Annotated in this window: 25 protein-coding genes and 1 pseudogene; 24 read left to right on the top strand and 2 right to left on the bottom strand. The window is 43.4% G+C overall.

Going from position 1 to position 21,409, the window contains the following annotated elements:
* Nucleotides 1-332: 332 nt before the first annotated feature.
* Nucleotides 333-1,469, top strand: a complete 1,137-nt coding sequence (gene dnaJ, locus MK409_RS07095; protein WP_268705818.1) for a molecular chaperone DnaJ — start codon at nucleotides 333-335, stop codon at nucleotides 1,467-1,469.
* A 25-nt stretch (nucleotides 1,470-1,494) separates the two neighbouring features.
* On the opposite strand, the gene MK409_RS07090 is transcribed toward dnaJ, so the two are convergent.
* Entirely contained in the window at nucleotides 1,495-1,782 is a 288-nt protein-coding gene (locus tag MK409_RS07090; RefSeq protein ID WP_268705817.1) for a hypothetical protein, read from the bottom strand.
* A 9-nt stretch (nucleotides 1,783-1,791) separates the two neighbouring features.
* Nucleotides 1,792-2,202, bottom strand: coding sequence for an HIT family protein (locus MK409_RS07085; RefSeq protein ID WP_268705816.1), 411 nt, complete (start codon nucleotides 2,200-2,202; stop codon nucleotides 1,792-1,794).
* A 67-nt stretch (nucleotides 2,203-2,269) separates the two neighbouring features.
* On the opposite strand from MK409_RS07085, the gene MK409_RS07080 reads away from it, so the two are divergent.
* The 23 genes and pseudogenes from MK409_RS07080 to MK409_RS06970 all read left to right on the top strand — a co-directional run bounded on the left by MK409_RS07080 (nucleotide 2,270) and on the right by MK409_RS06970 (nucleotide 21,407).
* Nucleotides 2,270-3,001 carry an ABC transporter ATP-binding protein gene (locus MK409_RS07080; RefSeq protein WP_268705815.1) on the top strand — a complete coding sequence of 244 codons (732 nt, stop codon included), beginning with the start codon at nucleotides 2,270-2,272 and terminating at the stop codon, nucleotides 2,999-3,001.
* Nucleotides 2,998-4,047 carry an ABC transporter permease gene (locus MK409_RS07075; RefSeq protein ID WP_268705814.1) on the top strand — a complete coding sequence of 350 codons (1,050 nt, stop codon included), beginning with the start codon at nucleotides 2,998-3,000 and terminating at the stop codon, nucleotides 4,045-4,047. Before MK409_RS07080 ends, MK409_RS07075 begins: the two co-directional genes overlap by 4 nt.
* Nucleotides 4,048-4,094: 47 nt before the next feature.
* Nucleotides 4,095-4,889 (top strand): cell cycle regulator CcrZ, encoded by a 795-nt coding sequence (gene ccrZ, locus MK409_RS07070; RefSeq protein WP_268705813.1) that lies wholly within the window; start codon nucleotides 4,095-4,097, stop codon nucleotides 4,887-4,889.
* Nucleotides 4,886-5,521: a tRNA (guanosine(46)-N7)-methyltransferase TrmB gene (gene trmB, locus MK409_RS07065; protein ID WP_001266087.1), complete on the top strand. Its 636-nt coding sequence runs from the start codon at nucleotides 4,886-4,888 to the stop codon at nucleotides 5,519-5,521. The genes ccrZ and trmB overlap by 4 nt, the downstream gene beginning before the upstream one ends.
* A gap of 126 nt (nucleotides 5,522-5,647) precedes the next feature.
* Nucleotides 5,648-6,127: a ribosome maturation factor RimP gene (gene rimP, locus MK409_RS07060; protein ID WP_268705924.1), complete on the top strand. Its 480-nt coding sequence runs from the start codon at nucleotides 5,648-5,650 to the stop codon at nucleotides 6,125-6,127.
* Between the two features lie 42 nt (nucleotides 6,128-6,169).
* The gene (nusA, locus tag MK409_RS07055; protein ID WP_268705812.1) at nucleotides 6,170-7,306 is read left to right on the top strand and encodes a transcription termination factor NusA; all 1,137 of its coding nucleotides are present in this window, start codon (nucleotides 6,170-6,172) and stop codon (nucleotides 7,304-7,306) included.
* A gap of 21 nt (nucleotides 7,307-7,327) precedes the next feature.
* Nucleotides 7,328-7,621 carry an RNase P modulator RnpM gene (gene rnpM, locus MK409_RS07050; protein WP_006144965.1) on the top strand — a complete coding sequence of 98 codons (294 nt, stop codon included), beginning with the start codon at nucleotides 7,328-7,330 and terminating at the stop codon, nucleotides 7,619-7,621.
* Entirely contained in the window at nucleotides 7,614-7,913 is a 300-nt protein-coding gene (locus tag MK409_RS07045; RefSeq protein ID WP_016466786.1) for a YlxQ-related RNA-binding protein, read from the top strand. The genes rnpM and MK409_RS07045 overlap by 8 nt, the downstream gene beginning before the upstream one ends.
* Nucleotides 7,914-7,929: 16 nt before the next feature.
* A complete protein-coding gene (gene infB, locus MK409_RS07040) occupies nucleotides 7,930-10,716 on the top strand; it encodes a translation initiation factor IF-2 (protein ID WP_268705811.1) in 2,787 nt (928 codons plus the stop codon).
* A gap of 250 nt (nucleotides 10,717-10,966) precedes the next feature.
* Complete coding sequence (gene rbfA / locus MK409_RS07035; protein WP_001273601.1) at nucleotides 10,967-11,317, top strand: 30S ribosome-binding factor RbfA; 351 nt, start codon at nucleotides 10,967-10,969, stop codon at nucleotides 11,315-11,317.
* Nucleotides 11,318-11,468: 151 nt separating this feature from the next.
* On the top strand, nucleotides 11,469-12,248 hold the full coding sequence (locus MK409_RS07030) for a hypothetical protein (protein WP_268705810.1): 780 nt from the start codon (nucleotides 11,469-11,471) through the stop codon (nucleotides 12,246-12,248).
* 1 nt (nucleotide 12,249) lies between these two features.
* Nucleotides 12,250-12,432: a hypothetical protein gene (locus tag MK409_RS07025; RefSeq protein ID WP_268705809.1), complete on the top strand. Its 183-nt coding sequence runs from the start codon at nucleotides 12,250-12,252 to the stop codon at nucleotides 12,430-12,432.
* Between the two features lie 213 nt (nucleotides 12,433-12,645).
* On the top strand, nucleotides 12,646-12,879 hold the full coding sequence (locus tag MK409_RS07020; protein ID WP_000368739.1) for a DUF1858 domain-containing protein: 234 nt from the start codon (nucleotides 12,646-12,648) through the stop codon (nucleotides 12,877-12,879).
* Nucleotides 12,879-14,213 carry a DUF438 domain-containing protein gene (locus tag MK409_RS07015; RefSeq protein ID WP_268705808.1) on the top strand — a complete coding sequence of 445 codons (1,335 nt, stop codon included), beginning with the start codon at nucleotides 12,879-12,881 and terminating at the stop codon, nucleotides 14,211-14,213. Before MK409_RS07020 ends, MK409_RS07015 begins: the two co-directional genes overlap by 1 nt.
* Before the next feature lie 9 nt (nucleotides 14,214-14,222).
* The gene (locus MK409_RS07010) at nucleotides 14,223-14,477 is read left to right on the top strand and encodes a DUF1912 family protein (protein ID WP_000119707.1); all 255 of its coding nucleotides are present in this window, start codon (nucleotides 14,223-14,225) and stop codon (nucleotides 14,475-14,477) included.
* A 97-nt stretch (nucleotides 14,478-14,574) separates the two neighbouring features.
* A complete protein-coding gene (locus tag MK409_RS07005) occupies nucleotides 14,575-14,970 on the top strand; it encodes a helix-hairpin-helix domain-containing protein (RefSeq protein WP_042902047.1) in 396 nt (131 codons plus the stop codon).
* 277 nt (nucleotides 14,971-15,247) lie between these two features.
* Nucleotides 15,248-15,808 (top strand): GNAT family N-acetyltransferase, encoded by a 561-nt coding sequence (locus MK409_RS07000; protein WP_268705807.1) that lies wholly within the window; start codon nucleotides 15,248-15,250, stop codon nucleotides 15,806-15,808.
* Nucleotides 15,808-16,386 carry an AAA family ATPase gene (locus MK409_RS06995; RefSeq protein WP_268705806.1) on the top strand — a complete coding sequence of 193 codons (579 nt, stop codon included), beginning with the start codon at nucleotides 15,808-15,810 and terminating at the stop codon, nucleotides 16,384-16,386. Before MK409_RS07000 ends, MK409_RS06995 begins: the two co-directional genes overlap by 1 nt.
* On the top strand, nucleotides 16,379-19,030 hold the full coding sequence (locus MK409_RS06990) for a valine--tRNA ligase (protein WP_268705805.1): 2,652 nt from the start codon (nucleotides 16,379-16,381) through the stop codon (nucleotides 19,028-19,030). Before MK409_RS06995 ends, MK409_RS06990 begins: the two co-directional genes overlap by 8 nt.
* Before the next feature lie 69 nt (nucleotides 19,031-19,099).
* Nucleotides 19,100-19,855: pseudogene (locus MK409_RS06985) on the top strand (DUF3883 domain-containing protein).
* Nucleotides 19,856-19,892: 37 nt separating this feature from the next.
* Complete coding sequence (locus MK409_RS06980; protein WP_268705804.1) at nucleotides 19,893-20,036, top strand: hypothetical protein; 144 nt, start codon at nucleotides 19,893-19,895, stop codon at nucleotides 20,034-20,036.
* Nucleotides 20,037-20,154: 118 nt separating this feature from the next.
* Nucleotides 20,155-20,730 carry a TetR/AcrR family transcriptional regulator gene (locus MK409_RS06975; RefSeq protein WP_268705923.1) on the top strand — a complete coding sequence of 192 codons (576 nt, stop codon included), beginning with the start codon at nucleotides 20,155-20,157 and terminating at the stop codon, nucleotides 20,728-20,730.
* Nucleotides 20,727-21,407, top strand: a complete 681-nt coding sequence (locus MK409_RS06970; RefSeq protein WP_033629367.1) for an ABC transporter ATP-binding protein — start codon at nucleotides 20,727-20,729, stop codon at nucleotides 21,405-21,407. The genes MK409_RS06975 and MK409_RS06970 overlap by 4 nt, the downstream gene beginning before the upstream one ends.
* The last annotated feature ends 2 nt before the right edge of the window (nucleotides 21,408-21,409 follow it).

The raw sequence follows: 21,409 nt of genomic DNA, 5'->3' as shown, positions 1-21,409 counted from the left end.
TTACTCGTTCAAAAAAAGTATAATCGACTTTGCTTTTGAATGTCATAAGTATAGTAAGAAATCCAGAGGTTGCAACCCAGCCTCTGTTTTTCGGTAAAAAGGGGCCAAACCTAATTTATTTGAGTTTTTATCATCAATATATAAAGAAAGGAATTGAACCCGACCTAAATCGTGGTTTGATTCACAATATCAATAGAAAGGAACAAAGGTGTTCGCAACTGAACACGGGCTACGGACTGTGCCAAAAAGATAGTTTTTTCTAGGACGCACGCGTCCGTCGTTAAAACTCCTATTTTGGCTGTGTCCGTTTGACGCCCTTTGTATCTTGAATTATGAACAATACTGAATTTTATGATCGTCTGGGGGTGTCAAAAAACGCTTCGGCAGACGAGATCAAAAAGGCTTATCGTAAGCTTTCTAAAAAATACCACCCAGATATCAACAAGGAGCCTGGCGCTGAGGAAAAATACAAGGAAGTTCAAGAGGCCTATGAGACTTTGAGTGACGACCAAAAACGTGCGGCCTACGACCAATATGGTGCTGCAGGTGCCAACGGTGGCTTTGGTGGTGCTGGCGGTTTTGGCGGCTTTGACGGAGCAGGTGGCTTCGGTGGTTTTGAAGATATCTTCTCAAGTTTTTTCGGGGGAGGCGGAGCTTCACGCAATCCAAACGCTCCTCGTCAAGGGGATGACCTCCAGTACCGTGTGAATTTGACTTTTGAAGAAGCCGTCTTCGGAACGGAAAAAGAAGTGAAGTACAACCGTGAAGCAAGCTGTCGTACATGTAATGGATCTGGTGCTAAGCCAGGGACAAGTCCAGTCACTTGTGGACGCTGTCATGGCGCTGGTGTCATTAATGTCGATACGCAGACTCCTCTTGGTATGATGCGCCGTCAAGTAACTTGTGATGTCTGTCATGGTCGCGGAAAAGAAATTAAAGATCCATGTACAACTTGTCACGGAACAGGTCATGAAAAACAAGCTCATAGCGTACATGTGAAGATCCCTGCTGGTGTGGAAACAGGCCAACAAATCCGCCTAGCTGGTCAAGGTGAAGCAGGCTTTAACGGTGGACCTTATGGTGACTTGTATGTAGTAGTTTCTGTGGAAGCTAGCGATAAGTTTGAACGTGAAGGAACAACTATTTTCTACAAGTTAAATCTTAATATTGTCCAAGCTACTCTTGGAGACACTGTAGAAATTCCAACTGTTCATGGAGATGTTGAATTGGTTATCCCAGAAGGAACTCAGACTGGCAAGAAATTCCGTCTACGTGGCAAGGGAGCACCGAGCCTTCGTGGCGGTGCCGTTGGTGACCAATATGTTACAGTTAATGTCGTGACTCCGACAGGTTTGAACGACCGCCAAAAAGCTGCGCTTAAAGAATTCGCAGCTGCAGGCGACTTGAAAGTCAATCCAAAGAAAAAAGGCTTCTTTGACCATATTAAAGATGCCTTTGAAGGAGAATAAAGTAAAAAGAGCCAATTGGCTCTTTTTACTTATCCTCAAGCTCCTGTGTTTCTTTTATCACAGCTAGTCTAGTTTGGAAATCTTTTTCCAAGACTTTGAACTTGTAGGTCAAGTCTTTTTGGTATTCCTTGATAAGGTTTTTTTGTTGGTCGATGATTTGTAGGCTGTTTTGGATGATATCCAAATCATCCTTGATAGCTTGGACGCGGTCAGTTGTATCTAGCACTTCATCCTGAATGGCTTGGCGATTTTTTACGACAAAATAACTTCCAGCTGCAGCTCCTGCGAATAGCAGTAGATTTGATAGTTTCATGGCATCTCCTTAAGCGTTTCTAATGGTTTCAGCGACTTGGGCAAGTTTGTCAAAGTCAGGTTCGTGGGCGATAAAGTCAATCTTGAGGTCATCTTCTGCACCGTAGCGAGGTACGAGATGCACGTGAGTATGAAAGACTGTTTGACCAGCAACTTCCTCACAGTTGGCGATGATATTCATTCCGGCAGCCTTGGTAGCCTTCATGACTTTTTGAGCCACTGTTGGCACTGAGGCAAAGAGTTGGCTAGCGCTGGTAGCATCCATCTCCAAAAGATTGCGGTAGTGCTCTTTTGGCACTACTAAGGTATGTCCAGGTGTTACTTGAGAGATATCAAGGAAGGCAAGAATCTGCTCATCCTCGTATACTTTTGAAGCAGGAATCTCCCCTGCGATAATCTTACAAAAAATGCAATCTGACATAAAATCCACCTCTACTGTATTGAATTTTGATATAATATAGCTACATTATACCAGATTCGGAGAAAATATGTTAGAAATTAAAAAACTGACAGGAGGCTATGTTCATGTCCCTGTCTTGAAAGATGTGTCCTTTACAGTTGAAAGTGGGCAGTTGGTCGGTTTGATTGGTCTCAACGGTGCTGGGAAATCAACGACTATCAATGAGATTATCGGTCTTTTGACACCTTACAGTGGGGAAATCAAGATTAATGGTTTGACCCTGCGAGAAGATGCGACCAACTATCGCAAGCAGATTGGCTACATCCCAGAAACGCCTAGCTTGTATGAAGAGCTGACTCTCAGAGAGCATATCGAAACGGTGGCTATGGCTTACGGTATTGAACAAAATGTGGCTTTTGAGCGAGTAGAATCTTTGTTAAAAATGTTTCGTTTGGATCAAAAATTAGATTGGTTTCCTGTGCATTTCTCCAAAGGGATGAAGCAGAAGGTCATGATTATCTGTGCCTTTGTGGTAGATCCTAGCCTCTTTATCGTGGATGAGCCTTTTCTTGGTCTTGATCCCTTGGCGATTGCCGACTTGATTCAGCTTTTGGAAGTGGAAAAGCAAAAAGGCAAGTCCATCCTCATGAGTACCCACGTGCTGGACTCGGCGGAGAAGATGTGTGACGCCTTTGTTATCCTCCACAAGGGAGAGGTGCGAGCTCAGGGGAACCTCCAGCAATTGCGCGAGGCCTTTGACATGCCTGAAGCGAGTTTGAATGATATTTACTTGGCTCTGACCAAAGAGGAGGACCTATGAAAGACTTGTTTTTAAGGAGAAAGCAGGCTTTTCGTAAGGAGTGTGTCGGTTATCTGCGCTATGTTCTCAATGACCACTTTGTCTTGTTCCTGCTGGTTCTCATCGGTTTTTTAGCTTACCAGTACAGTCAACTCCTGCAAGATTTTCCTGAAAATCATTGGCCCATCCTCTTGTTTTTGGGAATTGTATCTGTCTTGCTTTTGGCTTGGGGAGGAATCGCGACCTACATGGAAGGACCTGACAAACTCTTTCTCTTGGTCAGCGAAGAAGAGGTTAAGTCTCACCTCAAAGGGCAGACAGTACGCTCACTGGTCTTTTGGCTCTTTGTCCAAACCCTTTTCTTACTTTTATTTGCGCCCTTATTTTTAGCCATGGGCTATGGTTTTCCAGTCTTTCTCATCTATGTGGTTTTATTGGGAGCTGGAAAATATCTCCTCTTTCACCAAAAAGCCAGTAAATTTTATACTGAGAATGGCCTCGACTGGGACTATGTCATTGCCCAAGAAAGCAAGCGCAAGCAAGTCTTGCTTCGTTTCTTTGCTCTCTTTACTCAGGTCAAGGGCGTTTCAAATAGTGTCAAACGTCGCGCTTATCTGGATTTTATCCTAAAGGCAGTTCAAAAGGTGCCTGGGAAAATCTGGCAAAACCTCTATCTTCGTTCATATCTGCGAAATGGAGACCTCTTTGCCCTCAGTCTCCGCCTCTTGCTCCTATCCTTGTTAGCTGTGATCTTCATCGAGCAATCTTGGATTGCGACGGCAGTGGTTGTCCTGTTTAATTATCTTATGCTCTTCCAGTTGTTGGCTCTCTATCGTGCTTTTGACTACCAGTACTTGACCCAGCTCTTTCCTTTAGAAAAGGGTGAAAAAGAGAAGGGTTTGAAACAGATAGTGCTCGGTGTTGGAAATGTCGTTCTTTTGGTGGAATTACTAGTCGGAGCAGTAGTTTTTCAAGAAAAAATAGCCTTGTTGGCTCTTGTAGGAGCAAGTCTTGTCCTACAATTGTTTTATTTACCTTACCAAGTGAAAAGATTGGTTGACGAATAGACAAAAAACTAGTAGAATAGTAAGGAAACTTTATACGGAGGAAAGAAATGGACTTGGGTGATAATGAGCTAACGCTGACCCCGATACCAGGGAAGAGCGGCAAGGCTTATATGGGAAGCTACCCTGATGGGAAGCGCGTCTTTGTAAAAATGAACACCTCTCCAATCCTACCTGGCCTAGCCAGAGAACAAATCGCTCCTCAATTACTATGGACTCGTCGTTTAGCGGATGGTCGTGATATGTGTGCTCAGGAATGGCTGACGGGCAAAATCTTGACTCCCTACGATATGAATCGCAAACAAATCATTACAATCTTGAACCGTCTCCACCGCTCGCGTCCCTTGATGAAGCAGTTGAGTCGTTTGGGCTATACCATGGAAAAACCGGTTGATTTATTGCGTTCTTGGCAACAAGAAGTACCAGAAATCTTGCAACAGAACCACTACTTAAATAGTGTGATTGCTGAACTAGGTAAGACGGTTCCAGGCTTTAGGGAAGATCATGCAACGATTGTGCATGGAGACCTTCGCCATAGTAATTGGATTGAGACAGAGAGTGGGCTTGTTTATCTAGTGGATTGGGATTCGGTTCGTCTGACGGATCGTATGTTTGATGTGGCGCATTTGCTATGCCACTACATTCCAGATCATCAGTGGCGTCAATGGTTGAGTGACTACGGCTATAAGTACAATCAGACAGTGTTAGATAAATTGTATTGGTATGGTCAGTATTCTTACTTGAACCAGATTGCCAAATACTGTGAAAATCAAGATTTAGACAATGTAAACCGGGAGATTTATGCCTTGCGTGTCTTCCGTGACAAGTATGGAAAGAAGAGATGAGAGTTAGAAATCGTAAAGGGGCGACAGAGTTACTAGAGGCTAATCCCCAGTATGTTGTCCTCAATCCCTTGGAAGCTAAAGGGAAATGGCGAGACTTGTTTGGAAATGATCATCCTATTCATGTTGAGGTTGGAAGTGGAAAAGGAGCCTTCGTATCAGGAATGGCCAAACAAAACCCTGACATCAATTACATCGGGATTGACATCCAAAAGTCGGTGTTAAGTTATGCCTTAGATAAGGTATTAGAAGTTGGAGTGCCTAATATCAAGTTGTTGTGGGTAGATGGTTCAGATTTGACGGACTACTTTGAAGACGGTGAGATTGATCGTCTCTACCTAAACTTTTCAGATCCTTGGCCTAAAAAACGTCATGAAAAACGCCGTCTGACCTACAAGAGTTTCTTGGACACCTTCAAGCGCATCTTGCCTGAGAATGGGGAAATCCATTTCAAGACAGACAATCGTGGCTTGTTTGAGTACAGCTTGGTGAGTTTTTCTCAGTATGGGATGAAACTGAACGGGGTTTGGTTGGACTTACATGCCAGTGATTTTGAAGGCAATGTCATGACGGAATATGAGCAAAAATTCTCCAACAAGGGTCAAGTAATCTACCGAGTTGAGGCAGAATTTTAAGAAACAGCTTAAAAAACAGCCGTTTGAGTGCTTATACTTTACATAAATTGACAAACGTGCTATACTGATAGTAAGAATATGAGAAAGAGAGGCGGGGAAATATCTTCGCCTCTTGCTTATGAGGAGGTGGACGCAATCGCAACAATCGTAGAATTAGTTAGAGAAGTTGTAGAACCTGTCATCCAAGCGCCTTTCGAACTCGTGGATATCGAGTATGGAAAGATTGGCAGTGACATGATTCTCAGTATTTTTGTAGATAAACCTGAAGGAATTACCTTGAACGACACGGCAGACCTGACAGAAATTATCAGTCCTGTCCTAGACACTATCAAGCCTGATCCCTTCCCAGAACAATATTTCCTAGAAATCACCAGTCCAGGCTTGGAGCGTCCTTTGAAAACCAAGGATGCTATCGCTGGAGCAGTTGGGAAATACATTCACGTTGGTCTTTATAAGGCCATCGACAAGCAAAAAGTCTTTGAAGGAACCTTGCTATCCTTTGAAGAGGATGAGTTGACCATGGAATATATGGACAAGACACGTAAGAAAACCGTCCAAATTCCATACAGTTTAGTATCAAAAGCACGTTTAGCAGTAAAACTATAGAAAAGAAAGGATAGCTTTTGAGGATTCAAAAGTAAAAAGAACATGAGTAAAGAAATGCTAGAGGCCTTCCGCATTTTGGAAGAAGACAAGGGAATCAAAAAAGAAGACATCATCGACGCAGTAGTAGAGTCGCTTCGTTCCGCTTATCGCAGACGTTATGGTCAATCTGATAGCGTAGCCATTGACTTCAATGAAAAAACAGGTGACTTTACAGTTTATACTGTCCGTGAAGTTGTAGATGAAGTATTTGATAGCCGTTTGGAAATCAGCTTGAAAGATGCCCTTGCCATTAATTCAGCCTATGAGCTTGGTGACAAGATCAAGTTTGAAGAAGCACCAGCTGAGTTTGGTCGTGTAGCAGCCCAATCTGCAAAACAAACCATCATGGAAAAAATGCGCAAGCAAACACGTGCCATCACCTACAATACTTATAAGGAACATGAACAAGAAATCATGTCTGGTACGGTAGAACGTTTTGACAACCGTTTCATCTATGTCAATCTTGGCAGCATCGAAGCTCAATTGTCAAAACAAGACCAAATCCCTGGAGAAGTTTTTGCTTCCCACGACCGTATCGAAGTCTACGTTTACAAGGTTGAAGACAATCCTCGTGGCGTCAACGTCTTTGTCAGTCGTAGCCATCCAGAAATGATTAAACGCTTGATGGAACAAGAAATCCCAGAAGTCTACGATGGAACTGTTGAAATCATGAGTGTAGCTCGTGAAGCAGGTGACCGTACCAAGGTTGCTGTTCGTAGCCACAATCCAAACGTGGACGCTATCGGGACAATCGTTGGGCGTGGTGGTGCCAATATCAAGAAGATCACCAGCAAGTTCCACCCAGCTCGCTACGACGCTAAGAGCGACCGTATGATTCCTGTAGAAGAGAACATTGACGTTATCGAGTGGGTAGCGGATCCAGCTGAGTTTATCTACAATGCCATCGCACCTGCAGAGGTTGACCAAGTTATCTTTGATGAAAACGACAGCAAACGTGCCTTGGTCGTTGTACCTGATAACAAGCTTTCTCTTGCAATCGGTCGTCGTGGACAAAACGTTCGCTTGGCAGCTCACTTGACGAGTTACCGTATCGATATCAAGTCTGCCAGTGAGTTTGAAGCTATGGAAGAAGCAGGTCAAATTGATTACGCAGATGTAGATGAATTGATTGAAGAATAAAAGCTGCTAGAGGAGGGAAAGATGAAAACAAGAAAAATCCCTTTGCGCAAGTCTGTTGTATCTAACGAAGTGATTGACAAGCGTGATCTGCTCCGCATTGTCAAGAACAAAGAAGGAGAGGTCTTTATCGATCCGACAGGCAAGGCCAATGGCCGTGGCGCTTATATCAAGCTAGACAATGCAGAAGCCCTAGAGGCAAAAAAGAAGAAAGTCTTTAACCGCAGCTTTAACATGGAAGTGGAAGAAAGCTTTTATGACGAGTTGATCGCTTATGTGGATCACAAAGTAAAAAGAAGAGAGTTAGGACTTGAATAAGCAAAAAGTAAGCAATCTCTTGGGTCTTGCTCAACGAGCAGGCCGGATCATATCGGGTGAGGAATTGGTGGTCAAGGCCATTCAAGACCAGAAAGCCAAGCTAGTCTTTCTAGCTCATGATGCTGGTCCCAATCTAACCAAGAAGATTCAAGATAAAAGTGACTATTATCAAGTAGAAGTTATAACCGTGTTTTCAACACTGGAATTAAGCATAGCAGTCGGAAAATCGAGAAAGGTTTTGGCTGTGACAGATGCTGGATTTACAAAGAAAATGAGGTCTCTTATGGAATAGAAGAGGAGGACATGATTTGTCTAAGAAAAGATTGTACGAAATCGCAAAAGAACTTGGAAAAGAAAGTAAAGAAGTTGTAGCGCGTGCAAAAGAGTTGGGCTTGGATGTAAAAAGCCACTCATCGAGCGTGGAAGCTGCTGTTGCTGAACAAATCGCAGCTAGCTTTAAACCTGCACCTGCTCCTAAGGCAGAAGCAAAACCTGTAGCACCAAAAGCAAGTGTAGAAAAGAAAGCAGAAAAGCCTGTATCAGCTAAACCAGTAGCCGCTAAGGAAGAAAGCAAATCAGCTACACCTGCAGCTCCTAAGGAAGAAAAAGTAGTGGCCGCAAGACCACAGAGTCGAAACTTCAAGGCGGAGCGTGAGGCGCGTGCCAAAGAGCAGGCAGAGCGACGCAAACAAAACAAGGGCAATAACCGTGACCAACAACAAAACGGTAACCGTCCGAAAAATGACGGCCGTAATGGTGGCAAACCTGGTCAAGGAAACCGCGACAATCGCCGTTTTAACGACCAAGGGAAGAAACCACAAGGTCAAGGAAATCGTGGCAATGATCGCCGTCAGCAACAAGACTTCCAGCCAAAACCAGCTGGACCACGTGTTGACTTTAAAGCCCGTGCAGAAGCACTAAAAGCAGAGCAAAATGCAGAGTACGCTCGCTCAAGCGAGGAGCGCTTCAAGCAATCGCAAGCTGCCAAAGAAGCCTTGGCTCAAGCTAATAAACGCAAGGAGCCTGAAGAAATCTTTGAGGAAGCGGCTAAGTTAGCTGAACAAACGCAGCCAGCCGTAGCAGTAGCTCCTGTAGCTAAAGAAGCGCCAGTGGATACACGTCGTAAAAAACAAGCTCGACCAGACAAAGAACGTGACGATTATGATCACGAAGAAGATGGTCCTAGAAAACAACAAAAGAATCGAAGTAGTCAGAATCAAGTGAGAAATCAAAGAAATAGTAACTGGAATAACAACAAAAAGAATAAAAAAGGCAACAAGCAAAATAACCGCAATCAGGCACCAAAACCTGTTACAGAACGTAAGTTCCACGAATTGCCAACAGAATTTGAATATACAGATGGTATGACTGTTGCGGAAATCGCAAAACGTATTAAACGTGAACCAGCTGAAATCGTTAAGAAACTCTTTATGATGGGGGTTATGGCCACACAGAACCAATCTTTGGATGGTGACACCATTGAACTCCTATTGGTAGATTATGGTATTGAAGCCAAACAAAAGGTTGAAGTGGACAATGCGGACATCGAACGCTTCTTCGTCGAAGATGGGTATCTTAATGAAGATGAATTGGTTGAACGTCCACCAGTTGTGACGATTATGGGACACGTTGACCATGGTAAAACAACCCTTCTAGATACCCTTCGTAACTCTCGTGTTGCAACAGGAGAAGCAGGTGGGATTACTCAGCATATCGGTGCCTACCAAATCGTTGAAAACGGCAAGAAGATTACCTTCCTTGATACACCAGGACACGCGGCCTTTACATCGATGCGTGCGCGTGGTGCATCTGTTACCGATATCACCATCTTGGTTGTAGCGGCAGACGACGGGGTTATGCCTCAGACTATCGAAGCCATCAACCACTCAAAAGCAGCCAACGTTCCAATCATTGTAGCCATCAACAAGATTGATAAACCAGGTGCTAACCCAGAACGCGTTATCGGTGAATTGGCAGAGCATGGTGTCATGTCAACAGCTTGGGGTGGAGATTCTGAATTTGTTGAAATCTCAGCTAAATTCAACCAAAATATCGATGAACTCTTGGAAACAGTCCTTCTTGTGGCTGAAATCCAAGAACTCAAGGCAGATCCAACAGTGCGTGCTATCGGTACGGTTATCGAAGCTCGTTTGGATAAAGGAAAAGGTGCGGTCGCAACCCTTCTTGTGCAACAAGGTACTCTGAATGTGCAAGATCCTATCGTTGTCGGAAATACCTTTGGTCGTGTCCGTGCCATGACCAATGATCTTGGTCGTCGTGTTAAGGTTGCAGGTCCATCAACGCCCGTTTCTATCACAGGTTTGAACGAAGCACCAATGGCGGGTGACCATTTTGCCGTTTACGAAGATGAAAAATCTGCGCGTGCAGCAGGTGAAGAACGTGCCAAACGTGCCCTTATGAAACAACGTCAAGCTACCCAACGTGTTAGCCTTGAAAACCTCTTTGATACGCTTAAAGCGGGTGAACTCAAGTCTGTTAACGTTATCATCAAGGCCGACGTACAAGGTTCGGTTGAAGCCCTTTCTGCCTCACTTCAAAAGATCGATGTAGAAGGTGTAAAAGTTACCATCGTTCACTCAGCAGTCGGTGCTATCAACGAATCTGACGTTACTCTTGCGGAAGCTTCAAATGCCTTTATCATCGGTTTCAACGTACGTCCTACACCACAAGCTCGTCAACAAGCAGATGCTGACGATGTCGAAATCCGTCTCCACAGCATTATCTATAAGGTTATCGAAGAGATGGAAGAAGCCATGAAAGGGATGCTCGATCCTGAATTTGAAGAAAAAATCATCGGTGAAGCTCTTATCCGTGAAACCTTTAAGGTGTCTAAAGTGGGAACTATCGGTGGATTTATGGTTATCAACGGTAAGGTTACCCGTGATTCTAAAGTCCGTGTAATCCGTGACGGTGTCGTTATCTATGACGGTGAACTCGCAAGCTTGAAACACTACAAAGACGACGTGAAAGAAGTTACGAACGGTCGTGAAGGTGGATTGATGATTGAGGGCTACAATGATATCAAGATGGATGATGTGATTGAGGCTTATATCATGGAAGAAATTAAGAGATAAGATTTTTGCTCCTTTCTTAGGTGGTGAGGGACGCAAGCAAACCGATGGTTTCATTGCTTATTTTTGAGCCTAGAGTCTCAAAAATCCCCTGTGATGGGACTGATAAATCAGTTCCATCACTTTCACCACGGCGAAAGAAGCGAATGAGTTCAAATTGCACTTCGTTTCAATTTGAACTGAAAAGCAATAAATTTAAAAATAGCTAGGTCTGCTGGCCTAGCTTTTGGTTCAAGGTAGAGAAAGGAATATCATGGCAAATCATTTCCGTACGGATCGTGTGGGCATGGAAATCAAGCGTGAAGTCAATGAGATTTTGCAAAAGAAAGTCCGTGATCCGCGTGTCCAAGGTGTGACCATCACCGATGTTCAGATGCTGGGGGATTTGTCTGTTGCCAAGGTTTACTACACCATTTTGAGTAACCTTGCTTCGGATAACCAAAAAGCTCAAATCGGGCTTGAAAAAGCAACTGGTACTATCAAACGTGAACTTGGTCGCAATTTGAAATTGTACAAAATCCCAGATTTGACCTTCGTCAAAGACGAATCCATTGAATACGGAAACAAGATTGACGAGATGCTACGCAATCTGGATAAGAACTAAAAAAGAGGGGATACCCCTCTTTTTTCTTGTCAGAGTAGTCCATCTGCTACTCAACAATATGTTGCCCTTGTAAAAGGCAGTTTAAAAAATTTGTATATTTCAAATAGTATGATATGATAAAGTCTGATATGAATGAAAAATGGAGATACAAATGGCTAAACAAGATATAGCTATGCAAGTATTGCAACAAGTGGTGAAATTACCCGTAGTCAAAGTTGATCGAGAGAAATTTTTAGTAGAAAAGTTTTCAAAGGAATTAGACCGTAAGGATATTTCAACTTTGATTGAACAAGGACCGACTTCTTTGTTGCCTCAAGAAAGCTTGGATCGCGTGGCCAAGGCCTGTATTAAGGATAATGTCCTGTTAGCCAGTGGAACTTCGGTTTTGGCAGGTCTACCTGGAGGGATTCTCATGGCGATCACTATCCCAACAGACGTAGCTCAGTTTTATGGTTTTTCATTGAAATTAGCTCAAGAACTAGGGTATATTTACGGATTTGATGATCTCTGGGCATCGCGCAATGAGTTAAGCGAGGAAGCTAAAAATACACTTCTACTGTACCTCGGTGTGATGCTGGGAGTAAATGGTGCAGGTGCCCTGCTTCGATCAGGCGGTGTGACAGTAGCCAAGCAAGTCATAAAAGTAGTGAACAAGAAAGCTTTGACAAAGACGCTCTGGTATCCTATTTTAGAGAAAATTTTGAAAATTTTTGGTGTTAATCTGACAAAAGGAGGCCTAGCCAAAGGGATGGGGAAAGTGATCCCTATCCTAGGTGGAGTCATTTCTGGTGGCCTAACCTTTGCGACCATGAAGCCAATGGGAGAAAGATTGCAACAGGAATTGTCCAAGCTAGTCAACTACAATGAAGTTCAATATCAAAAAGATGTTGATATTATCCGAAAAGAAGTTGAAATCATCGAAGGAGAGTAATATGGGATTCATAAAAATGTTAGCTAAAACTTACGGGAATTACTTTTTTACGATGCAAGGTTTAAAAGTGATGAAAACAATGAAAAAAGATGACAATCTTGTTGTTGGTCTAGGGAAGTTATTTCTTGTAGATAAGTTAATGGATACGGCTCACTGGTTAGCAAAACCAGATGATAAGGAATAACTTGAAATGAAAGAAACTAGCAGGAACTCCGCTGCTAGTTTTTTAATCTCTTCCCATATGGTATAATATAAGCAGTAAAATCATTTTATACTCTTCGAAAATCTCTTCAAACCACGTCAGCTTCACCTTGCCGTACTTAAGTACAGCCTGCGGCTAGCTTCCTAGTTTGCTCTTTGATTTTCATTGAGTATTAGAACATACATGGAGGTCGTCATGGACAATATCATCGATGTGTCAATTCCCGTTGCAGAAGTGGTGGATAAGCATCCAGAAGTCTTGGAAATCCTAGTAGAGCTCGGTTTTAAACCACTTGCTAATCCCTTGATGCGCAACACAGTCGGTCGCAAGGTATCGCTCAAACAGGGTTCTAAACTTGAAGGAACTCCTATGGACAAGATTGTCCGCACACTGGAAGCGAATGGTTACGAAGTGATTGGGTTAGACTAATGGCAGATGAACGAATTCATATCCTACGGGATATTTTGTTAGAATTGCACAATGGCGCCTCTCCTGAGTCAGTTCAGGAGCGTTTTGATGCGACCTTTACAGGTGTGTCAGCCATCGAGATTTCCCTCATGGAGCACGAGCTGATGAACTCAGACTCAGGTGTTACCTTTGAAGATGTCATGGAGCTCTGTGATGTCCATGCCAATCTTTTTAAAAATGCTGTTAAGGGTGTCGAAGTAGAGGATACCGAGCATCCTGGCCATCCCGTTCGCGTCTTTAAGGATGAAAATCTGGCTCTCCGTGCTGCCTTGATTCGCATTCGGAGACTGTTAGATACCTATGAGTCTATGGAAGACGAGGAAATGCTGGCAGAGATGCGCAAGGGTTTGGTCCGTCAACTGGGGCTTTTGGGCCAATTTGACATCCACTATCAGCGCAAGGAAGAGCTCTTCTTTCCTATCATGGAGCGCTATGGACACGATTCACCTCCCAAAGTTATGTGGGGAGTGGATGACCAGATCAGAGAACTCTTTCAAACAGCTCTAACGACAGCTAAGTCACTTCCAGAAGTGTCGATTAGCAGTGTAAAAGAAGCTTTTGAAGCTTTTGCGACAGAGTTTGAAAGTATGATTTTCAAGGAAGAGTCCATCCTTCTCATGATTCTCCTCGAGTCCTTCACTCAGGATGACTGGCTTCAGATTGCGGAGGAGAGTGACGCCTATGGTTATGCCATCATCCGTCCGTCTGAGAAATGGGTTCCAGAACGCCAGAGTTTTGTTGAGGAAAATAGTGCAGAGGAGCCCGTGCAACTAGACACGGCTGAAGGTCAAGTGCAACAAGTTATCGATACACCAGAAGGTCAGTTCACCATTACCTTTACCCCTAAGGAAAAGGAAGCAGTGCTGGACCGCCATAGTCAACAGGCTTTTGGGAATGGCTATCTCTCAATTGAGCAGGCCAACCTCATTCTCAATCACCTCCCCATGGAGATCACCTTTGTCAATAAAGACGACATTTTTCAGTATTACAATAACAATGCGCCAGCTGATGAGATGATTTTCAAACGGACGCCGTCCCAAGTCGGGCGCAATGTTGAACTCTGCCATCCGCCTAAGTACCTAGACAAGGTGAAGGCCGTTATGAAAGGTCTTCGTGAAGGGGTCAAGGACAAGTATGAAATGTGGTTCAAGTCTGAGTCGCGAGGCAAGTTTGTCCACATCACCTACGCTGCGGTACACGATGAGAACGGGGAATTCCAAGGTGTGCTGGAGTATGTTCAGGACATTCAGCCCTACCGTGAGATTGATACGGACTACTTCCGTGGATTAGAATAAGGAGAAGCAATGAGTTACGAACAAGAATTTATGAAGGAATTTGAGGCCTGGGTCAATACCCAGATCATGATCAACGACATGGCGCACAAGGAAAGTCAAAAGGTCTACGAAGAAGACCAAGACGAACGTGCCAAAGATGCCATGATTCGCTACGAGAGTCGCTTGGATGCCTACCAGTTCTTGCTGGGTAAGTTTGAAAACTTCAAAGCAGGCAAGGGATTTCATGATCTGCCAGAAGGCTTGTTTGGTGAGCGAAACTATTAAAATTCAGATACTTTCTTGATTTTTTGCCAAAATCTTGATAGAATATCTTTATTAAATCCTTGTCAGAGCAGGGATTTTTTATTGAAAGGATTTTATCATGTCAAAGAAACTCCAACGTAAAAAACAATTAAGAAACAGCCTTCGTCGCTCAGGTGCATTTTCAACTACAGTGACCAAAGTTGTAGAAGAGACCAAGAAAGTCGTGAAACACGCAGAAAAATCTGCCAGCCAAGCAGGAAAAGTTGTCTCTAAAAAAGTGGAACAAGCTGTAGAAGCGACCAAGGAACAAGCTCAAAAAGTAGCCAATTCAGTAGAAGATTTCGCAGCTACTTTGGGTGGCCTCTCAGTAGATCGCGCTAAGACTTTTTATGATGAAGGTATCAAGTCAGCTTCTGACTTCAAAAACTGGACTGAAAAAGAACTCCTTGCCTTGAAGGGAATCGGCCCAGCTACGATCAAGAAATTAAAAGAACACGGAATCAGCTTCAAGTAATTTTTCTTGTCCCTTGCATTTCCGTCAAAAACTTGTTACAATAAAGCCATTAGAGGTGTTTTGAATCCCACATTTTACAGAAAGTGGCGGAGCTGAGAAGTCCACAAATGTGTCAAAACTGGTTGCTGATGGATAAAAAATGAAATAATATTGTCTTTTTATTATAAAGACGAGAGTTGCGGGCTTTGCCCGAAATTGGGTGGTACCGCGGATAAACACATTCGTCCCTGTCATGTAGATGGCAGGGGCATTTTTTTATGGAAAGTGAGGGCTGAAGATGGAGCAAGCACAATTACCAGAACGATTAGAAACGGAGCGACTTGTCTTGCGAGTCCGTACCGTGGCTGATTCCGAGGATATCTTTGACTACGCTAGTCGTCCAGAAGTCGGCTACCCAGCAGGCTTTCCACCCGTCAAGACCTTGGAAGATGAGATTTATTACCTAAAGCATATCCTTCCCGAGCGCAATGAAAAGGAAAATCTCCCAGCAGGCTACGGCATTGTGGTCAAAGGGACTGATAAAGTTATCGGATCTGTTGATTTCAACCATCGCCACGAAGACGATGTGTTGGAGATTGGCTATACCTTGCACCCCTATTATTGGGGGCGAGGTTATGTGCCCGAAGCAGCGCGTACCTTGATTGATCTAGCTTTTAAAGAATTGAATCTACATAAAATTGAATTGTCTTGCTTTGGATATAACTTTCAAAGTCAACGAGTCGCAGAGAAGCTTGGCTTCACCCTCGAAGCTCGCATCCGAGACAGAAAGGATGTTCAAGGGAACCGCTGTGATAGTCTGATATATGGCTTGCTGAAGAGTGAGTGGGAGGTGGTTTGATGCACATTTTCATCATTGGGGCTCCGGCTTCTGGGAAAATGACGATTGGCCAAGAGTTATCTCGAAAGACAAATGCTACCCTCTTTTATAACCATCAAGCCATCGATTTTGCACTAGAAATCTATCAGGACTATACAGAGGAAATGTGGGAATTTGTTCGTGAAATTACCTTTTCTTTCCTTGGAGCAAGTGCTAGGAATCAGCGATCTGTGATTTTAACAGACGTAATTGATTTTTCAAATCAGTACCAGCTACTGTATTTAAAACAAATTCAGGATTTATTGGATAACCTTCATCAAGAGATTCTGTTTGTTGAGTTGGAAACAAGTCTTGAGGAGCGCTTACATCGAAATCGAACGGAGAATCGATTAAAGCACAAACCCTTAAAACGACATATTGAGGTATCTGAAAGAGAAATTTTGGAGACTGCTGAAACACTTCAATTAAATTCCCAACATCAACCGAACGAGTTGTACCACTACCTTAAAATAAATAATACGAATCTGTCTGCAGAAGAAGTTGCAAAGCAGATTCAAAATAAAATGAATACAATAGAGAAAGGACAAACACATGTCTAAAGAACTTTCACCTAAATACAATCCAGCCGAGGTTGAGGCTGGTCGTTATCAAAAATGGCTTGATGCCGATGTTTTCAAGCCTTCAGGCGATCAAAAGGCTAAGCCGTATTCTATCGTGATTCCACCACCAAACGTAACTGGTAAACTCCACCTTGGTCACGCTTGGGATACAACTTTGCAAGATATCATCATCCGTCAAAAACGCATGCAAGGCTTCGATACACTTTGGCTTCCAGGGATGGACCACGCGGGGATTGCCACTCAGGCTAAGGTTGAGGAGCGCTTGCGAGGTGAGGGTATTAGCCGTTACGACCTCGGTCGTGAAAAATTCTTGGAAAAAGTCTGGGAATGGAAAGACGAATATGCCACTACCATCAAGGAACAATGGGGTAAGATGGGGCTCTCTGTAGACTACTCCCGCGAGCGTTTCACCCTTGACGAAGGCTTGTCAAAAGCCGTTCGCAAGGTCTTTGTGGACCTTTACAAGAAAGGCTGGATCTACCGTGGTGAGTTTATCATCAACTGGGACCCAGCAGCTCGCACAGCCCTTTCTGATATCGAGGTGATCCACAAGGATGTCGAAGGTGCCTTCTACCACATGAACTACATGCTGGAAGATGGTTCACGCGCCCTTGAAGTTGCGACAACTCGTCCTGAGACTATGTTTGGGGATGTTGCGGTTGCGGTCAATCCAGAAGACCCACGCTACAAGGACTTGATTGGTAAAAACGTCATCCTTCCAATCGCTAATAAACTCATCCCAATCGTTGGAGATGAGCATGCAGATCCTGAGTTTGGTACTGGTGTCGTGAAAATCACACCTGCCCACGATCCAAACGACTTCTTGGTTGGTCAACGCCATAACTTGCCACAAGTCAACGTTATGAACGACGACGGAACTATGAACGACTTGGCCTTCGAATTTGCAGGTATGGACCGTTTTGAAGCTCGTAAGGCAGTCGTTGCTAAGTTGGAAGAAATCGGTGCCCTTGTTAAAATCGAAAAACGTGTCCACAGTGTTGGTCACTCTGAGCGTACAGGTGTAGTGGTTGAGCCACGCTTGTCTACGCAATGGTTTGTCAAGATGGACCAATTGGCGAAAAATGCCATCGCTAACCAAGACACAGAGGACAAGGTAGAATTCTACCCGCCACGCTTCAACGACACCTTCCTCCAATGGATGGAAAATGTCCACGACTGGGTAATCTCTCGTCAGCTCTGGTGGGGTCACCAAATCCCTGCTTGGTACAATGCTGAGGGTGAAATATATGTCGGTGAAGAAGCTCCAGAAGGTGACGGATGGACTCAGGACGAAGACGTCTTGGATACTTGGTTCAGTTCGGCTCTTTGGCCATTCTCAACCATGGGCTGGCCTGATGTCGACTCAGAAGACTTCAAACGTTACTTCCCAACTTCAACCTTGGTTACAGGTTACGACATCATCTTCTTCTGGGTGTCTCGTATGATCTTCCAATCCTTAGAATTCACTGGCCGTCAGCCATTCCAAAACGTTCTTATCCACGGTCTCATCCGTGACGAGCAAGGACGCAAAATGTCTAAATCTCTCGGTAACGGGATTGACCCTATGGATGTCATCGAGAAATACGGTGCCGATGCCCTTCGTTGGTTCCTTTCAAACGGTTCTGCACCAGGCCAAGACGTGCGCTTCTCTTACGAGAAAATGGATGCTTCATGGAACTTCATTAATAAGATTTGGAACATCTCTCGCTATATCCTCATGAACAATGAAGGTTTAACCCTTGAGCAAGCTACTGCCAATGTCGAAAAAGTTGTTAACAAGGAAGCTGGAAATGTCACAGACCGCTGGATTCTCCACAACCTCAATGAAACAATCGGAAAAGCTACTTCTAACTTTGACAAGTTTGAGTTTGGTGTGGCTGGACATATTCTCTACAACTTCATCTGGGACGAGTTTGCGGACTGGTACGTTGAGTTGACCAAGGAAGTCCTTTATAGCGACAACGAAGAAGAGAAAGTCATCACACGTTCTGTTCTCCTTTACACTTTGGACAAGATCCTTCGTCTCCTTCACCCAATCATGCCATTCGTGACAGAGGAAATCTTTGGACAAATCTCAGAAGGCTCTATCGTCACAGCAGAATACCCAACTGTCAATCCAGCCTTTGAAGACCTTGCAGCTCACACTGGTGTCGAAAGCCTCAAAGACTTGATCCGTGCCGTTCGTAATGCGCGTGCGGAAGTAAACGTTGCACCAAGCAAGCCTATCACCATCCTTGTTAAAACAAGCGATAGCGACTTGGAAGCCTTCTTTAACAGCAATGTCAACTACATCAAACGCTTCACAAATCCAGAACACTTGGAAATCGCATCAACCATCCCTGCACCTGAACTCGCTATGTCAAGCGTCATCACAGGAGCAGAAATCTACCTGCCGCTGGCAGACCTCCTCAATGTCGAAGAAGAACTGGCTCGTCTCGACAAGGAACTGGCTAAATGGCAAAAAGAACTGGATATGGTTGGTAAGAAGCTCTCTAACGAACGCTTCGTAGCCAACGCCAAACCAGAAGTCGTCCAAAAAGAACGCGACAAACAAGCCGACTACCAAGCTAAGTACGACGCGACCGTCGCACGTATTGATGAGATGAAGAAGTTGGTGAAATAAACACAGAAACACGGTGATAAACCGTGTTTTTTTGTATATTGAAATCAATATCTATTGATGGAGAAAGTGATGTTCAAACACCCTCATTATGAATTGTTAAATTTAATTAGCTATGGTCTTGCCAAATTTGATAAGTTATTTATAAAAGAGTTTCAATGCTCTAGTAAATCTGAGTTTTATCGTTATATAGTTTCTTTGGGTATCGCAGAAACAACTGGGGTAGTTAAAAATAGAATGGATTTATTCGACCCTTATTTTGATAACAATAGAAAAGGCTGGTGACAAAAAGCTGAAGTCTACCGTTTTCGTAAAGATTTAATTGACATGATGTTTGGGAATGAAGATGTTCACAGTTATGCAGAAATCGTTAAAATGTTGCTTGCAAGTGAAGGGGAGAAAACAGGCATAACCATCGTTGAAAAACCAATAATTAGAACTAAATTCAAACGCCTACAAGAAACTGGAATGGAAGCAGAAAATTATTTTATACTCAACTTTGATAAAGAAGAAAAATTTCAAGGTGGACTATTGACCGATGCCCGTCTTTATGGTGATGGATATGATTTCCAAGTAGATGTTCAAGAACATTCTTATCTTGCCGAAGTTAAAGGAATTCGAAAACTTAAGGGTCGCGTTCGTTTGACTGCCAGAGAATTTGAGAAAGCTAAAGAATTTAAATCAGATTTTATTCTATCCTTGGTTACTAACCTGGATGATATTACAAAGTTAGTATTAATCGATAATCCTTTGAATCATTTTGAATTCAAAAAGAGCATCATAAAAAATGAAGTCATAGAATATAGAAGCTTAGAAGATTTATATTAGTTCACCTTAACTTTTCTAATTGAAGGAACGAGAAGTTTTGACAGGACAACGACTCAACGAACTAGAAATCAATGGTATTGGCTTGACCAAGTTTAAAAATGAGGAAATCGGGATTGAATTCATCTGGCTTGATACCGAAAATCTACCTAGCTATGCTATCGGCTGGGTAGCAAAGAAATAAAACGTCCTCTGTCTTTTTGTTTTGTGTTTTACAGTTTTTTCTTGACAAGTCTTTCTTTTTTATGGTATATTTTTATGCAACAAGTGTTGCGCAACAAATGTTGCGTGAAAGGAGTCTTATGCCACCAAAGGTTAAATTTAGTAAAGAGACTATCATTGGGACAGCTTTACAATTGGTGAGAGAAGAGGGCATGGCGAGTTTGACGGCTCGAGCATTAGCGGAGCAACTGGGAGCTACACCGAGAGTGATTTTTGGGCAATTTGCCAATATGGCCGAGTTACAAGCAGAGGTTATTGTTGCTGCAGAGATGGTCGTAGTGGAGTATATACGAAAGGCTTTAGAAGATGAGAAGCCATTTCGATCTGTCGGAGTTGCTTATATCCTGTTCGCCTCAAAAGAGCCCCAACTTTTTCAATTGCTTTTCCAAAATCCTAGTAAAGATCCGATTCGTCGCTTTCAAGATTTTCTTCCTATGAAGGATCATAGTTACCAATTGGTTCTGGAATCGATTGTAGCAGACTATCCATTGACGTTAGAGGAGGCTAGTCGCCTGTACCAGCATTTATTTATCTACTCACACGGCATGGCCTCTATGGTTGCTTCTGGTATTTATCAATTCAGCATGGAAGAAGTGATTGGATTACTGACAGAGGTTTGTCAATCTCTCATCAAAGAAATGGTAGGAAAGAAATGATTCAACTAGAAAATGTGCACAAAAGTTACGGCCAAACCAAGGTTTTAAAAGGGATTGATTTGCAGATTCAAGACCAGGATGATGTGGTTATCCTCGGTCCTTCTGGATCAGGCAAGTCAACTCTCTTAAACGTATTGTCAGGATTAGAGAAGGTAGACGAGGGGCATATCCTCATTCAAGCGCAAGATTTATCACAACTCACGGATGCTCAATTGACGGCCTTTAGACGTGAGAAGATTGCCTTTATTTTCCAGCAGTATTATTTATTGCCTAATCTTACGGTCAGACAGAATGTAAAGATGGGAGCTGACCTGGCAGACAATCATGATTTTTTGCAGATTATCGAGGATTTGGGACTTGGCGATAAGCTGGACAAGTATCCGAGTGAATTGTCTGGCGGCGAACAGCAGAGAGTCTCCATTGCTCGTGCCTTAGCCAAAAAGCCAGAGATTCTTTTCTTAGATGAGCCGACGGGAGCTCTGGATGAAGAAACAGGTCGCAAGATTCTCGACTATATCTGGAAGTTGAAGGAAAAGCTAGGCTTTACCCTAATCATGGTGACACACAACCAAAATATTGCGGATATGGCCAGAACCATCATTCGCGTCAATAGTGGCAAAATTACTGAAGTTGTGACCAATGATCAGCCACAGACTGCTTATGAGATTGGATGGTAAGC

The organism is Streptococcus oralis (assembly GCF_026782375.1).
GTDB lineage: Bacteria > Bacillota > Bacilli > Lactobacillales > Streptococcaceae > Streptococcus > Streptococcus oralis_CL.
This window is presented reverse-complemented; position numbering and strand designations above follow the sequence as displayed.